Source organism: Halobacterium hubeiense (assembly GCF_001488575.1).
Taxonomy (GTDB): Archaea; Halobacteriota; Halobacteria; order Halobacteriales; family Halobacteriaceae; genus Halobacterium; species Halobacterium hubeiense.
In genome coordinates, this window is the sequence record NZ_LN831302.1 from 1,762,733 (window position 1) to 1,776,319 (window position 13,587).

At 69.3% G+C, this 13,587-nt stretch carries 14 protein-coding genes; 4 read left to right on the plus strand and 10 right to left on the minus strand.

Annotation, left to right across the window (positions count from 1 at the left end; translation table 11 throughout):
* The first annotated feature begins 51 nt into the window (after positions 1-51).
* Positions 52-1,389, plus strand: a complete 1,338-nt coding sequence (gene hmgB / locus HHUB_RS09275; protein WP_059057338.1) for a hydroxymethylglutaryl-CoA synthase — start codon at positions 52-54, stop codon at positions 1,387-1,389.
* Here the strand turns inward: hmgB and HHUB_RS09280 are convergent, their stop codons facing one another.
* Together HHUB_RS09280 and HHUB_RS09285 are read right to left on the minus strand one after the other, a co-directional pair.
* A complete protein-coding gene (locus HHUB_RS09280) occupies positions 1,390-1,569 on the minus strand; it encodes a hypothetical protein (RefSeq protein ID WP_059057339.1) in 180 nt (59 codons plus the stop codon).
* Positions 1,566-2,273: a helix-turn-helix domain-containing protein gene (locus HHUB_RS09285; protein ID WP_059057340.1), complete on the minus strand. Its 708-nt coding sequence runs from the start codon at positions 2,271-2,273 to the stop codon at positions 1,566-1,568. The genes HHUB_RS09280 and HHUB_RS09285 overlap by 4 nt, the downstream gene beginning before the upstream one ends.
* Before the next feature lie 97 nt (positions 2,274-2,370).
* Here HHUB_RS09285 and HHUB_RS09290 point away from each other — a divergent pair, with 97 nt between their 5' ends.
* Both HHUB_RS09290 and HHUB_RS09295 read left to right on the plus strand, forming a co-directional pair.
* Complete coding sequence (locus HHUB_RS09290; protein ID WP_059057341.1) at positions 2,371-2,994, plus strand: metal-dependent hydrolase; 624 nt, start codon at positions 2,371-2,373, stop codon at positions 2,992-2,994.
* A 24-nt stretch (positions 2,995-3,018) separates the two neighbouring features.
* Entirely contained in the window at positions 3,019-3,501 is a 483-nt protein-coding gene (locus HHUB_RS09295) for a GNAT family N-acetyltransferase (RefSeq protein ID WP_059057342.1), read from the plus strand.
* Here HHUB_RS09295 and HHUB_RS09300 read toward each other — a convergent pair.
* The 5 genes from HHUB_RS09300 to HHUB_RS09320 all read right to left on the minus strand — a co-directional run bounded on the left by HHUB_RS09300 (position 3,498) and on the right by HHUB_RS09320 (position 9,382).
* Positions 3,498-4,070: a hypothetical protein gene (locus HHUB_RS09300; protein ID WP_059057343.1), complete on the minus strand. Its 573-nt coding sequence runs from the start codon at positions 4,068-4,070 to the stop codon at positions 3,498-3,500. The two genes, HHUB_RS09295 and HHUB_RS09300, sit on opposite strands and share 4 nt — an antisense overlap.
* A gap of 72 nt (positions 4,071-4,142) precedes the next feature.
* Positions 4,143-6,407, minus strand: a complete 2,265-nt coding sequence (locus HHUB_RS09305; protein ID WP_059057344.1) for an amino acid permease — start codon at positions 6,405-6,407, stop codon at positions 4,143-4,145.
* Complete coding sequence (locus HHUB_RS09310) at positions 6,404-6,841, minus strand: universal stress protein (RefSeq protein WP_059057345.1); 438 nt, start codon at positions 6,839-6,841, stop codon at positions 6,404-6,406. The genes HHUB_RS09305 and HHUB_RS09310 overlap by 4 nt, the downstream gene beginning before the upstream one ends.
* Before the next feature lie 161 nt (positions 6,842-7,002).
* Positions 7,003-8,697 carry a potassium transporter TrkG gene (locus HHUB_RS09315; protein ID WP_059057346.1) on the minus strand — a complete coding sequence of 565 codons (1,695 nt, stop codon included), beginning with the start codon at positions 8,695-8,697 and terminating at the stop codon, positions 7,003-7,005.
* A gap of 1 nt (position 8,698) precedes the next feature.
* Entirely contained in the window at positions 8,699-9,382 is a 684-nt protein-coding gene (locus HHUB_RS09320; RefSeq protein ID WP_059057347.1) for a potassium channel family protein, read from the minus strand.
* A 323-nt stretch (positions 9,383-9,705) separates the two neighbouring features.
* On the opposite strand from HHUB_RS09320, the gene HHUB_RS09325 reads away from it, so the two are divergent.
* Positions 9,706-11,145: a replication factor C large subunit gene (locus HHUB_RS09325; RefSeq protein ID WP_059057348.1), complete on the plus strand. Its 1,440-nt coding sequence runs from the start codon at positions 9,706-9,708 to the stop codon at positions 11,143-11,145.
* On the opposite strand, the gene HHUB_RS09330 is transcribed toward HHUB_RS09325, so the two are convergent.
* The 3 genes from HHUB_RS09330 to HHUB_RS09340 are packed head-to-tail and all read right to left on the minus strand — an operon-like array spanning position 11,146 to position 13,585.
* The gene (locus HHUB_RS09330) at positions 11,146-12,090 is read right to left on the minus strand and encodes an amino acid ABC transporter permease (RefSeq protein ID WP_059057349.1); all 945 of its coding nucleotides are present in this window, start codon (positions 12,088-12,090) and stop codon (positions 11,146-11,148) included.
* A complete protein-coding gene (locus tag HHUB_RS09335) occupies positions 12,087-12,833 on the minus strand; it encodes an amino acid ABC transporter ATP-binding protein (RefSeq protein WP_059057350.1) in 747 nt (248 codons plus the stop codon). The genes HHUB_RS09330 and HHUB_RS09335 overlap by 4 nt, the downstream gene beginning before the upstream one ends.
* Positions 12,833-13,585 carry an amino acid ABC transporter permease gene (locus HHUB_RS09340; protein ID WP_082687220.1) on the minus strand — a complete coding sequence of 251 codons (753 nt, stop codon included), beginning with the start codon at positions 13,583-13,585 and terminating at the stop codon, positions 12,833-12,835. Before HHUB_RS09340 ends, HHUB_RS09335 begins: the two co-directional genes overlap by 1 nt.
* Between the last annotated feature and the right edge of the window lie 2 nt (positions 13,586-13,587).

Consider the following 13,587-nt stretch of genomic DNA (forward strand, 5'->3'; position numbering starts at 1 on the left):
GTCGAAACCCCCATCGACAAACCCATATGACCGTTTCGCGTAGACGAGCGCATGACCAGCGTCGGCATCGACGCCATCGAAGTGCGAACGGGACGACTGAAACTCGACCTCGCGGAGACGTTCGCGCCCGAGCAGGGCGACGACCCCGAGAAGTACACGAAGGGGCTGGGGCTGTTCTCGTCGTCGTTCCCGGACGCCTACGAGGACATCGTGACGATGGGCGCGAACGCCGCCCACCGCCTGATGGAGCGCAAGGGTCTCGAACCCGAGGACGTGGGGCGCATCGACGTCGCGACGGAGTCGTCGTTCGACAACTCGAAGCCGGTGTCGACGTACATCGCGGGCTGTCTCGAACAGGTCTACGACGGGGACTTCCACCACGCGAACAAGGGCGAGCGGAAGTTCGCGTGCATCGCGGGGACGCAGAGCCTCGACGACGCGGTGAACTGGATTCTCGCGGGGCGGAACCGCGGCCGCGGCGCGCTCGTCATCGCGACCGACACCGCGCTGTACGCCCGGGACTCCTCGGGTGAGGCGACGCAGGGCGCGGGCGCCGTCGCGATGTACATCACCGAAGACCCGGACCTCGTGGAACTCTCCACCGAGCAGGGGTACGGCTCCGCGGACGAGACGGACTTCCTGAAGCCGAACCAGCAGTTCCCGAGCGTGGACGGCAAGCGCTCGGTGCAGGTGTACCTCGCGCGGATGCGCGAAGCCCTCGAGGACTTCGAGCGCGCGGCGGGCGACACCCACCCCGACGACTACGCGTTCATCCCGTTCCACACGCCGTTCCCCGGCATGGTGCGGAAGGCCGCGGTACTCGGGTATCGGCACATGATTCGCGGGACGGATGTCGAGGACGAACTCGCCGACGACATCGGTCGGCAGCCGCGCCGCGACGACTTCGACTCCCGCGAGGCGTTCGAGGAAGCGATGAGCGACTACGTGGACGACCTCAAGGAGACCGACGCGTACCGCGAGTGGTACGGGGAGGCCATCGACCCGACGCTCTCCATCTCCAGTCAGGTCGGGAACTGGTACACGGGCTCGGTGCACATCGCGCGCGTCAGCGCGCTCAAGCACGCCGTCGAAGAAGGCCGGGACCTCGCCGGGCAGAAGCTACTGGTGGCGTCGTACGGCTCCGGCGCGCAGGCCGAGATTCACGAGGAGACCGTCCAGCCCGGCTTCGAGGACGAGCTCGCGGAGCTGAACGTCGACGAGCAGGTCGAGCGCCGCTACGACCTCTCTTTCTCGGAGTACGAGCAGATTCACGACCGGCACAACCACGAGAAGAGCGTCGAGCTGGAGCCGTTCACGCAGCCGGACAGCGAGTTCGTCTTCGACGGCTGGGGCCCGATGAACGAGCGCCAGTACACGTACGTCGAGTAGTCAGCGGTCTTCGAGCGCGAGCGCGGTGCCGACGGCCGCGAGCGCGCCGGCGAGCACGCCCGCCGGCACGCCCAGAACCGCCGACGGCCAGATTATCTCGCTCAGGAGCGCGGTGACGCCGACGGCGACGACGCCGAAGACGACAGCACCGACCAGCAGCGACGCGAGCGCGGTCCTCATGCGTGTTCGCGGAGCGCGGTGAGCATCTCCTCGATGTCCATCTCCGTGACGGCGAGCGCGTAGCCGTCGCGCTGGGCGAGCGCGGGCGCGTGCTCCCAGAGGTCGTCCTCAGAGAGGCCGTGGAGGAGGACGGCGTTCGGCGTGGGGTTGACGACGCGCAGCGCGACCAGCGGGCTCTCGCCGCGGGAGACGTTCGTAAAGGAGAGCACGCGGCTCGTGGACTGGCCGTACAGCCGGTAGAACTCGTCGGAGCGCAGGCGGCGGATGGCCTCGATGGAGTCGATGACGGTGTGGCCGGTGACGGTGTCGCGGTCGCCGGAGACGACTTCGGTGGCGCCGACGGCGTCGTAGAGGTCGCTGGCGGGGAGCGCGGTCGGGTACTCCTGGAGGTCGAGGACGACGTCGCTGTCGAAGCCCGCGGAGAGGACGCGGCCGTACTGGCGGATGTGGTCGCCGCCGCGGCGCTCGTCGATGTCCAGCAGCGCCTCGACGACGCGCGTGACGAGCGCGATGCCGGGGCTGGAGCGGCGCCCGCTCTCGTAGTCGGAGACGACAGACGACGAAACGTCGAGCTCCTCGGCGAGGGCGGTCTGGGAGACGTCGAAGTCGGTGCGCCACTTCCGGAGCGTGGCGCCAGGGTCGTCGCTGAGCGTGATGTCGCCGGCGATGCGCTCCGCGAGGTCCGCGCGCGGGTCGTCGGTCATGGCCGAACGTCGGGGGTCGCCGCCAAAAAGCCTGCCGGAGAACTTCGACACCTGCCGAAGAGAAAGAGCCATCTTCTCGTGAGACAGTCACACGCGTATGCCTTCGACGGTCGTCCACGTGGCGTTCGGCGCGCTGGTGGCGACGGCGCTCCTGCGGGAGTTCGACGCGAGGATGCTCGCCGCCGTCTGCGCGTTCGCCGCGCTCCCGGACGTGGACACGTTCATCGGCGTCTGGATAGCCGGCGGCCACCGCGCGCTCCTGCACACGGCGCTGTTGCCCGCCGTGCTGGGCGCGCTCGTCTACTGGGATACGCGCCGCGCGGAGTCGTGGCTGCACGGGCGGTTCGGCCGGAACGGGCCGCACGTCGCCGCCGTGGGCGTGCTCGCGCTCCTGTTCGGCGGCGTCCTCCCGGACCTGATGACCAACGGCGTGAACCTCCTCTACCCCGTCCACGACCGCTTCTACACGTTCGCGGGGTCGATAGAGCTCTCCAGCGCGGAGGGGGTCGTCCAGACGTTCGTGGACCTCGGGCCGGACGGCAGCAGCGTCGGCGGGACGACCGAGAACACCCACTACTACACGGGTGTGGACTTGGAGCGCGGCAGCGACCCCGCGGGCGCCGAGCGCGTGTTCCCCGTCGTCTCCTCGGGCCTCCAGTTGGTCGTCGTGCTCACCGCAATCGCGGGCGTCGTCGGGCGGTTCCGAGAAGCCAAACGCTAACGCCGCGACAGTCCAAGCCGAGGTATGGTCAGACCGTACGCGGACGCGGACAGCGACGCCCTCTGGGAACTGAAACGGGGCTTCGAGACCGGACTCGGCGAAGGGACCGGCGACGACGCCAAGCAGGCCGCCTACGAGGCGAAACTCGACGACGACTACCGCCGCGAGTGGCTGGCGTGGGTGGGCCGCTGCGTCGCCGAGAACGAGCGGTGCGTCCAGGTCGCCGAGAGCGACGACGGGCTCGCGGGCTACGTGTTCGTGCTCCCCGAGTCGATGGCGTTCGTCTGGGACGCCGCCGTCCTCAACGAGATTTACGTCGCCCCCGAGTTCCGCGGGACGGGCGTCGCGGACGACCTGATGGACGCCGCGCTCGGCGTCGCGCGCGAGCAGTCGCTGCCGCTGGACCGGCTGGTGTTAGACGTGGACCGGCAGAACGAGCGCGCGAAGGCGTTCTACGAGCGACACGGCTTCCAGCACTGGGGCGAGATGGTCGCCCGCGACCTCTAGGTGGCGGTGACGGCGCCGAGCACGCCGCCGACGGCGCCGAGGACCACGGGGTAAACGACGCCCGCTAGCAGCACGCCGAGCGCGTACTCGGGGTGAATCGCGCTCCCGCCCGCGGCGTACTCGAAGACGAACAGGCCGACGACCGCCAGCACCGCGTAGCCGGCGACGACCGTCGCGCCGGCCTGCGCGCCGGCGGAGGCGTCCGCCGCGTTCGCGTACCGCGCGAGCACGAAGCCGCCGAGCACGACCGCGACCGCGGGCACGAGGTACAGCAGCATCGACGCCTCGCCGCCGGCGACGAGGTTCCGCGTGGTCTGACCGCCGAGCGACGGGACCGTGAAGCCGACGCCGTGGGCGTTGTAGAACAGCCAGCCGACGGCCTTCCACGTCGGAATCGGGTCGCCGCCGAGGAACTCCGCGATGACGTTGAAGCCCTCGAGTTGGTCCTGGACGTTCGACGACTGCCAGAGGTACGTGACGAGGTAGCCGAGGACGTACGTGACGACGCCGGCGACGGCACCGACGCCGAGCTGGGTGCCGCGGGAGGTTCGGGTAGCGGGTTCGGACATGGTTGTGATGCTCGCCGTGGAGTAAAAAGCCTTTGTGGCGACTCGCCCGCCGGAGTTCGTGCGGTAGCGGCGCTACCACCGACCGAACAGCCGCTCCCGGAGGGAGCGCGCGGACGGGCGCTCGGTCAACAGGACCGGCGTCTCCAAGCGCTCGATGGTGTCGAACGCCAGCGACCCGCGGACGATGCGCGACAGCAGGCCGCGCTCGGTCGCGCCGACGACGACCAGGCTGTACGCGGGAGCGAGTTCGCTGATCGTCTCCTCGACGCCGCCGACCTCGACGCGGAGGTCCGCGTCTTCGAGCTGGTGGCTCGCCGCCCAGTCCGCGAGGAACTCGCGGCCGGCGTCCGCCCCGCCCTCGTCGACGACGTGTAGCAGCGAGACGTCAACGCCGACGGTCTCCCGGAGGGCGCGCGCGACCTCCGCGGAGAGGTCCGAAGACGGGCCGCCCGCAGTCGGCACGAGGACGTCCGAGAGGTCGAACTCCTGGCCGTCGAACACGAGGAAGTCACAGGGCAGGTCGTGGGTGAGTTCGTCGAGCGCGCCCTCGGCGCGGCCGCCCGCGAGCTGGGCGCCGCCGTACCCCATCACGACCGCGTCGGCGTCGTTGGACCGCGCGGCGTCGAACACCTCCTCGATGCCGCGGTGGGAGAGAATCGTCTGCGTCTCGATGGGGACGTCGAACGCCTCCGCGTCCGCTTTCGCCGCTGAGAGCAGCTCTGCGGAGGTGGCGTCCAGCTCCGCGCGGCGCTCGGCGGCGGTCTCCAGCGACGTCTGGTCGGGCACGGTGACGACGTGCGTGGCGAGGACGCGGCCGCCCTCGTGTTCGGCGAGCGCGCCCGCGAGCGTGATGAGCGCGCTCTCCGTGCGCGGGTTCGACAGTGCGACCATGACCGTCGGTCCCTCCTCGCCAGTCGGCGCGACGGAGTCGGCGGCCTCGACGACCTGGTCGGGGAGGTCGTCCTCGCGGCGCCGGATGTAGTTCGAGAGCACGCCCCGCTCGGTCGTCTCGCTGCGCGCGTACAGGAAGTACCACGCCAGCGCCGCGGCGACGAACGCCGCCGCCAGCGCGATCTCTCGGGCGTCCATGAACGCCACGAGGCCCAGCGACAGCGCCGCGCCGAGGATCGGCGTCACGGGGTAGAACGGCACGGTGAAGTCGGGGTCGTACTCGGGGACGTCGGCCTCCCGGAAGACGATGAGCGCGACGTTCATCAGCGCGTACACGATGAGGTGGAGGACGCTGGCGGCCTTCGACAGCACCTCGATGTCCTGGCCGAGCGCCGCGATGAACACGACGATGAGGCCGCCGGTGACGAGAATCGAGCGGTACGGCGTCGCGTAGCTGGGGTGAATCTCGTTGAGCCAGTTGGTGACGATTCTGTCGCGGCCCATCGCGAAGTTGATGCGCGCGGACGCCAGAATCGAGGCGTTCGCCGACGACGCGGTCGCCAGCAGCGCGCCGACGGTCATGACGGCGGCTGCGGCTGCTGCGACGCCGCTGACCGGGCCGATGGACGCCGGGAACGCGATTTCGGCGGCTTGCGCGACGGGCGCGTCCTGGCTGAGTTCCGGCCACGGGACGACGCCGAGCATGATGGACACCAGAATCGCGTAGACGACGGTGACGATGCCGACGCTGCCGAGAATCGCGATGGGGAGGTTCCGACCGGGGTTCTTGAGTTCCTCGGCGACGGTCGCGATTTTCGCGTACCCGAGGAAGGAGACGAACACGAGCGCGGTCGCGGGCAGGATGGCGCCGGTGCCGTACGGCGCGAGCCCGCCCTCGCTGACGAGCGTGGCGTAGTCGAAGGTGGTGAAGCCCGCGAGCGCGAAGACGGTCAGAATCGAGAGGAGCGTGAAGACGATGACCGTCTGGATGCCGCCGGTCTCCTTGGCGCCGATGTAGTTGACGCCGACGAAGAGGAAGCCGGCGACCAGCGCGCCGACCTGAATCGGGTTGAGGAACGCGACGGCGGGGAGGCCGACGAAGACGGCGAGGTACTGGCCGAAGCCGATGCAGTAGAACGCGGAGGCGAACGCCAGCCCCATCCAGTCGCCCATGCCGGCGATGGAGCCGAACATCGGGCCGAGCGCCTTGTTGATGTAGTAGTAGCCGCCGCCGGCCTTCGGCATCGCGGTGCCGAGTTCGGAGACGGAGAGCGCGTTCACCATCGCGATGACGCCGCCGACGACGAACGAGACGACGACGATGGGGCCGGCGGCGTTCGCCGCGACGCCCGGGAGCACGAAGATGCCGGCGCCGATCATCGTCCCGATGCCGATGGTCATCGCGGAGACCAGCCCGAGGTCTTTCGCGAGTTCGTCGTCGCTCATTCGTCTGTGTCGGTTCGCGGCAGCGCGATTACGGGGCGGTCGGCCTGCGTGACGAGCTTCAGCGAGTGGTCGCCCGACAGGAACTGCACGAGGCGGTTGCCGCCGCGGGAGCGGTACGCGACGGCGGACGCGTCGACCTCGTCGGCGGCGTCGAAGATGGCGCCGACGACGTCGCGGGCGTAGGCGGTGTGGTCGTCGGCGTCCGGGAAGACGGCGCGGACCGCGGCGAACGCGTCGGCCGCCACCTGTTCGGACTGTTCGACCGGCGTCTTGTCCGGGACGCCGTCGCCCTTCTCGACGACGTGCAGCGCGGTCACCTGTCCGGGGTCGTACGGTTCGAGTGCGGTCGCGGTGGCTGCCGCGTCGTCCTCGTTGGCCACCGGGACGAGGACGTGTGCGAGCAGCGGTTCACCGTCGGTTTCGCGCCCGTTCATACGGACGCCTAGCTACTGGAGCGTATAAGAACGTCTCTTTTCCATACATCCCTTATTAGTGAGTGGACGGAAGCGCAGAATTTCCCGTCGTTTTCGCCGGTTCCGGTTCGGGGTCGCCGGAGAGTCAGTCGCGCGCCCCGAGTGCGGCGGCCCGTGCCGGGCTACGGGTTCAGCCCGGAGATGGCGGCGCGAGCGAACACGAGCACGGGGATGATTTCGAGGCGGCCGACCCACATGTTGAGCGTGAACATCGCTTCCGCCAGCGGCGACATCGTCGGTCCCGTGATGCCCGAGGAGAGGCCGACGTTCCCCTGCGCGCTGGCGACCTCGAAGAGCGCGTCGGCGTACCCGAACTCGGGGCCGGCGAGGTTCACGAGGACGACGCTGGTGGCGGCGAGCACGAGCAGCCACAGCAGGCTGACGATGGCGGCCTCGCTGAACTCCCGCTCCATGGACTCGCGGTCGAGCAGGCGGTCGCCGATGCGCGCGGTGACGACGGCGTTCTTCGGCAGGAACACGCGGGAGAACTGCCAGACGATGCCGCGCGCGATGGTGTACCCGCGGATTATCTTGATGCCGCCGACCGTCGACCCGGCGGCGCCGCCCAGCACCATCGCGCCGACGACCATCACTTTCGCGCCCGCGAGCCAGCGGCCGATGGGCGCGGACTGGAACCCCGTGCAGCTCAGCGCGCTCACCCACTGGAACGTCGAGTCGCGGATGGCGTCGAGCTGGGCGGGGTCGAGGCTCGGCACCGAGAACGGGAGGAACGACTGCGTCGCGAACGCGCCCGACGTCGAGGGCACCGACAGGACGTTCTGCGCGGAGAGCACCGCGACGCCGAGCGCCAGCAGGACGAACAGCCAGCGCGTCTGGAGGTCCGCGACGAGTTCGCCGACCTTCCGGTCCTTGAGCACGACGTAGTGGACCGGGAACGCGATGGCGCCCAGAATCATGATGGGGAGCAGGACCGTCTCGACGAGCGGCGAGTTGTACGTCGCGATGGAGTTATCCGTCACGGAGAACCCGCCCGTGGTGAGCCCGGTCATCGCGTGGTTGAGCGCCTGCCACGCGACCTCCCAGAGTTCCAGCGACCGGGCGTACTCGCTGTCGCTGTAGTGAATCGCGCCGAACAGCAGGGCGAACGCGAGGACGGTGTACCCGACGACGAGCTTCCAGACCGTGCGGACCGTGGAGACGACGCTCGGGTGAATCTTCTCCTCGCGGGCCTCGCTCTGGTAGAGCGCGTAACTGCCGCTACCGGGCCGGGAGAGAATCGAGACGGTGAGGACGATGACGCCGACGCCGCCGACCCACTGGATGAACGACCGCCACCACTGGAGCGCCCGGGGCAGCGACGGCTCGTGAATCGCCATCGTCAGCCCGCTGCCCGTCCACCCGCTCATGCTCTCGAAGAACGCGTGCAACGGGTCCCGGAAGTACGCGAGGCTGGACAGCGTCGTCGTGCCGGCGACGCGAATCGGCTCCCACGCGCTCGTGTCCGCGGCCGCGGGGACGAACGCCTCCATGGCGGCGGGCGGGGTCAGCCACGCCGTCAGGAAGAACGGGAGGCCGCCGAACGCCGCGACCATCAGCCACCCGCCGGCGGCGATGACCATCCCGTGTTTCATCTTCGGGTCGGGCGCGTCGGCGAACGCGCGGTTCGCCGCGCCGCCGACGCCGGCGGTCACGCCCGCCGCGAGAAAGATGGCGAGCGCGGCGTGGAACTCCCGGAACGCGAGCGCGACCAGCGACGTGAGCACCATCAGGCCCGCCTCCATCAACACCAGCGACCCGACGTCTCGCGCGATGATTCGGAGGTCGGTCGGGAGCAGACCGCCGTTGTTCCGGGGCATGCTACGAGCGGTCTTCGGTGTGCCCGAAGACGTCGGTCACCTCGGGCGTCGCGCCCTTGCTGGAGTAGACCGTGAGCAGGTCGCCGGCCTCGATGCGGGTGTTCCCGCGGGGCGTAATCGGCTCGCCCTCGCCGTCGCGCTCGATGGCGACCACGAGCAACTCGCCCTCGAGCAGCCCCTCCTCGTCGGCCTCCCGCAGCGTCTTCCCCGTAATCGGGGCGTCCCGTTCGACCGTAATCTCGAACACCTCGGCCTCCTCGCCGATGCGCATGAAGTCCACGATGGACGGGCGCTTGACCGCCCGGTAGAGGTACTCCGCGATGAGGTGCTGGGGGTTCTGCATCGTGTTCACGCCGATCTGCCGGAAGAGGTTCATGTGCTCGGGGTTGTGCACGACCGACACGACGTCCGGCACTTCCAGCTCCTGCGCGAGCAGGCACACCATCACGTTCGTGGCGTCCTGATCGGTCGTCGAAATCAGCGCGTCCGCGCGGTCCGCGCCGGCGTCCTCCAGCGTCTCCTTCGACGTCGCGTCGTCGTTGATGACCAGGCAGTCGTACTCCCGGGACGCCCGCTCGGCGCGCGCCTCGTCGCGCTCGATGACCACGACCTCGTTGCCACCCTGCGTGGCAATCTCCGTGAGGGGGTCGCCGATGTCACCCGCGCCGACGATGACGATGTACATTAGCGACACGGTTCTGGGGCGACGACCGAAAGGCTATCGCTCTACCCAGCACGCCGAAATACGCGCTACGGCGGCGGTTAAGCGCGCTCTAGGACGGTTCGAGCGCGTGAAAATCCTCGAGTGCCGTGTCCGACTCCGGGCGACGCATCGCGGCGACAGTGGGGCTCGCGGGTCGTTCCTCCCCGCTCGCGATAACGTGGGCTCGCTTCGGTCGGCCCCGCGGCTCGCGGGTCGCTTCGCTCCCCGCTCGCGAAAACGTGCTCTCCCTGCGGTCGAGCACGCTCTCCGCAACCACTAAACGCGGCTCGCGCCTTCGTCCGGTAATGACCGACTGGACGGAGAAGTACCGCCCGTCGTCGCTGTCGGAGGTCCGCGGGAACAACAAGGCCCGCGACGCGCTCCGGGAGTGGGCGGACACGTGGGAGGACCACCGGGAGGCCGTCATCCTCCACGGGAGTCCGGGCGTCGGGAAGACGTCGGCGGCGCACGCGCTGGCGGCCGACGAGGGCTGGGACGTCGTGGAGCTGAACGCCTCGGACCAGCGCACCGCGTCGGTCGTCGAGCGCGTCGCCGGCGAGGCCGCGAAGTCCGGGACGCTCGGCGGCGGGACGGGCGGCCGCAAGCTCGTCGTGATGGACGAGGCGGACAACCTCCACGGGAACGTCGACCGCGGCGGCTCCGCGGCCATCACGGACCTCGTGAAGGAGTCCACGCAGCCCATCGTCCTCATCGCCAACGAGTTCTACGACATGAGCAACAGCCTGCGGAACGCCTGCCAAGACATCGAGTTCCGGGACGTCTCCAAGCGCTCTATCGTCCCCGTGCTGCGGGACATCTGCCGGCGCGAGGGCATCGAGTACGACGAGGAAGCACTGGAAGCCATCGCCGAGCAGAACTCCGGGGACCTGCGGTCGGCGGTCAACGACCTGCAGGCGCTGGCGGAGACCGAGGAGAAACTCACCACCGACGACGTGGTGATGGGCGAGCGCGACCGCACGGAGGGCGTCTTCGACTTCCTCGACGACCTCATCAAGAACCTCGGCGCGCAGGACGCACTCGAAGCCGCCTACGACGTCGACGAGACGCCCGACGACCTCGTCAACTGGGTGGAGGACAACGTCCCGAAGGACTACTACGGCGACGAGCTCGCGGACGCCTACGAGTTCCTCTCGAACGCGGACGTCTGGCTCGGGCGGGTGCGCGCGACGCAGAACTACTCGTACTGGCGGTACGCCACCGACAACATCGCGGCGGGCGTGGCGGCGTCCCGCCGGCACGACCACGGCGGCTGGACGCGCTACGGGCCGCCGTCGTACTGGCGGAAGCTCGGGTCCTCGCGGGCGACCCGGAACAAGCGCGACTACGTCGCGCGGAAGGTCGCGGAGGTCAGCGGCACCAGCATGTCGACGGCGCGGCGCAAGGTCGTGCCGTTCCTCGCGACGATGACCCACCACTGCAAGAACCGCGAGCTGACGGTGGCGATGACGGCGGCCTACGACCTCGACGCCGAGCACGTCTCGTTCGTCACGGGCTCCGGGGAGACGACGAACAAGGTCCAGTCCATCGTCGAAGACGCCGAACAGCTGCGCTCGGAGCGCGCCGTCGAGCACTCCGGCGGCGCCTTCGAGGGCGAGGCGAGCGCGAGCTTCGACGAGGACGAGTCCGGCGAGGACGCAGCCAGCGAGACCGAAGACGAATCCGAGAACGAGCAAGAGGACGAGGACAGCGACGACGACCAGGCGGGCCTGGACGACTTCTTCTGACTACTCGGTGGGGCCGCGGCCGCCCGCGGAGCCGCCGACGCCGGGAATCGCGACGCGCTCGCGGACCCACTCCATCGTCGTGGTCGCCGAGAGCACGAGCAGGACGTAGACGACCGCCGCCAGCAGGAACAAGTCGAGGAAGCGGTAGTTCTCGTAGGCGGCCTCCTCGACGGCGTGGAACAGCTCCGTGACCGTGATGAACGACGCCAGCGAGGAGTACTTCGCGAGGTAGACGAGCTCGTTGGTCCACGACGGAATCGCGAACCGCAGCGCCTGCGGGAGGACGACGTAGCGGATGCCCTCCAGTTGGGAGAGGCCGACCGCGCGCGCGGCCGTCAACTGACCGGGATCGACGCCCTCGATGGACCCGCGGATGTACTCGGCCTGGTAGGCGGCGCTGTTGATGGTGAATCCGATGACGGCGACCCACACCGCTTGCGGGGGGACGATGCTGCTGCCGACGAACGGGACGTTGCCGATCCACCCCGAGAGCGGGAGCGCGTAGTAGAGCACGAACAGCTGGGCGAGCAGCGGCGTCCCGCGGATGAGTTCGATGAACGCCAGCGCTATCCAGTGGGTGACGCGGCCGTAGACGCGGGCGGCCGCCAGCGGCACCGCCAGCACCAGCCCGAACGCGATGCCGAGCGTCGTGAGTACGACGGTGAGCCACGCGCCGGCCGCGAGGTCCGGGAGGTACGTCATCGCGAACGACACGGACCCGAGCGCGCTGGCGACCCAACCGACGGGCGTGCCGACGACGCCGAGGCCGGCCGCCACCTCGTTGAGCGCGGTGCTGGCGTCCGCGACCGGCTGGGGGTCGAAGAACGGCTGGCCGCGGGGGACGATGACGCCGCCGAACCAGTCGTTGAGCAGGCGCGCGCCGAACCACAGCCAGAAGGCCGCGAGGATGCCGTCCCGGGCGAGTCGCTGCGTGCTCCGGCTCATTGGCCGCCGTGGAGCTGCGTGAGGCGGCTGAGGAACGCCGCGGTGCGGTCGTGCTCGGGGTTCTCGAAGAGCTGTTCGGGCGGCCCCTGTTCGACGAGCTTGCCGTCGTCGAGGAACAGCACGTCCGTCGCGGCCTGTTTGGCGAAGCCCATCTCGTGGGTGACCACGAGCATCGTCATCCCCTCGTCGGCGAGGTCGCGCATCACTTCGAGGACTTCGCCGATGAGCTCGGGGTCCAGCGCCGACGTCGGCTCGTCGAACAGCATCAGCTTGGGGTCCATCGCGAGCGCGCGAGCGATGCCGACGCGCTGTTTCTGTCCGCCGGAGAGTTCGGCGGGGTAGGAGTTGGCTTGCTCGCGCAGGCCGACCTCCTCCAGTTGCCACGCGGCCTTCTCGACGGCCTCCCGTTCGCTCAGGCCGAGCACGCGCTTGAGGCCGAGCGTGACGTTCTCGATGGCGGTGAGGTGCGCGAACAGGTTGAAGTCCTGGAACACCATTCCGACCTGCCGGCGGAGTTCGTCGGCGTCGAGGTCGTAGATCGAGTCGCCGTCGAGGCAGATGTCGCCGTCGTCGATATCCGTGAGGCGGTTGACGCAGCGCAGCATCGTGGACTTCCCCGACCCCGAGGGGCCGACCAGGACTTTCACGTCCTGTCGTTCCATCTCGAAGGTGATGCCTTCGAGGACGCTCTCCTCGCCGTAGCTCTGGTAGACGTCGTCGACGTCGAGTAGTGGGTCGGACATTAGTGATTACCTCCGGGAATCGCGACGCGGCTGTGGAGTCGCTCGATGCCGCGATTGACGGTGAACGTCAACACGAAGTAGATGAGCGACGCCGCGAGGAACACTTCGAGGGCGGCGGTCGTCTGGATGGAGAACAGGTCGTAGCTGCGCTTCAACAGCTCCGCGACGCCGATTGCGTACGCGATGCTGGTGTCCTTGAGGACGATGGTGAACTCGTTCTGGAAGCCGGGCACGGAGCGCCGCAGCGCCTGCGGGAGGACGACGTGGCGGATGGCGCCGAGCTTCGACAGCCCGACGGCGCGCGCGGCCTCCATCTGCCCGCTCTCGACGCTCTCGATGGCGCCCCGGAAGATCTGGCTCTGGTAGGCGGCCGAGCGCACGCCGAGCGCGAGCGTCGCCGCGAGGAACGCCGGGGAGACGCCGAACGCGAAGTACGTCAGCGAGATGATGACGAGGATGGGCGTGCCGCGGACGACGACGCCGACCGGCCGGACGACGCCCTTCGAGTACTTGCCGCCGTAGGCTTCGACGACGCCCGCGGGCAGCCCGGCGACGAACCCCAACACCATGCTGAAGAACGTGAGCTTGACCGCCAGCCACGTGCCGTCGACGAAGAACTGCCGCTGGCGCCAGACGAACTCCCAGTCGACGAGGAACCGGCGCCACGCGGACTCCCAGTCGACGAGGAACTGCCACCAGACGAGCGCCAGGTCGCCGAGTCCGGCCTGCAGTACGAGTTGCGTCGGGTCCATCG

Excerpts from the sequence above, each read along its gene's own strand:
- HHUB_RS09320 (WP_059057347.1), bottom strand. The coding sequence starts at position 9,382 with ATGTACATCGTCATCGTCGGCGCGGGTGACATCGGCGACCCCCTCACG.
- HHUB_RS09315 (WP_059057346.1), bottom strand. The coding sequence starts at position 8,697 with ATGCCCCGGAACAACGGCGGTCTGCTCCCGACCGACCTCCGAATCATC.
- HHUB_RS09280 (WP_059057339.1), bottom strand. The coding sequence starts at position 1,569 with ATGAGGACCGCGCTCGCGTCGCTGCTGGTCGGTGCTGTCGTCTTCGGC.
- HHUB_RS09300 (WP_059057343.1), bottom strand. The coding sequence starts at position 4,070 with ATGTCCGAACCCGCTACCCGAACCTCCCGCGGCACCCAGCTCGGCGTC.
- HHUB_RS09295 (WP_059057342.1), top strand. The coding sequence starts at position 3,019 with ATGGTCAGACCGTACGCGGACGCGGACAGCGACGCCCTCTGGGAACTG.
- HHUB_RS09310 (WP_059057345.1), bottom strand. The coding sequence starts at position 6,841 with ATGAACGGGCGCGAAACCGACGGTGAACCGCTGCTCGCACACGTCCTC.
- HHUB_RS09325 (WP_059057348.1), top strand. The coding sequence starts at position 9,706 with ATGACCGACTGGACGGAGAAGTACCGCCCGTCGTCGCTGTCGGAGGTC.
- HHUB_RS09305 (WP_059057344.1), bottom strand. The coding sequence starts at position 6,407 with ATGAGCGACGACGAACTCGCGAAAGACCTCGGGCTGGTCTCCGCGATG.
- HHUB_RS09290 (WP_059057341.1), top strand. The coding sequence starts at position 2,371 with ATGCCTTCGACGGTCGTCCACGTGGCGTTCGGCGCGCTGGTGGCGACG.
- HHUB_RS09340 (WP_082687220.1), bottom strand. The coding sequence starts at position 13,585 with ATGGACCCGACGCAACTCGTACTGCAGGCCGGACTCGGCGACCTGGCG.
- HHUB_RS09335 (WP_059057350.1), bottom strand. The coding sequence starts at position 12,833 with ATGTCCGACCCACTACTCGACGTCGACGACGTCTACCAGAGCTACGGC.
- HHUB_RS09330 (WP_059057349.1), bottom strand. The coding sequence starts at position 12,090 with ATGAGCCGGAGCACGCAGCGACTCGCCCGGGACGGCATCCTCGCGGCC.
- HHUB_RS09285 (WP_059057340.1), bottom strand. The coding sequence starts at position 2,273 with ATGACCGACGACCCGCGCGCGGACCTCGCGGAGCGCATCGCCGGCGAC.
- hmgB (WP_059057338.1), top strand. The coding sequence starts at position 52 with ATGACCAGCGTCGGCATCGACGCCATCGAAGTGCGAACGGGACGACTG.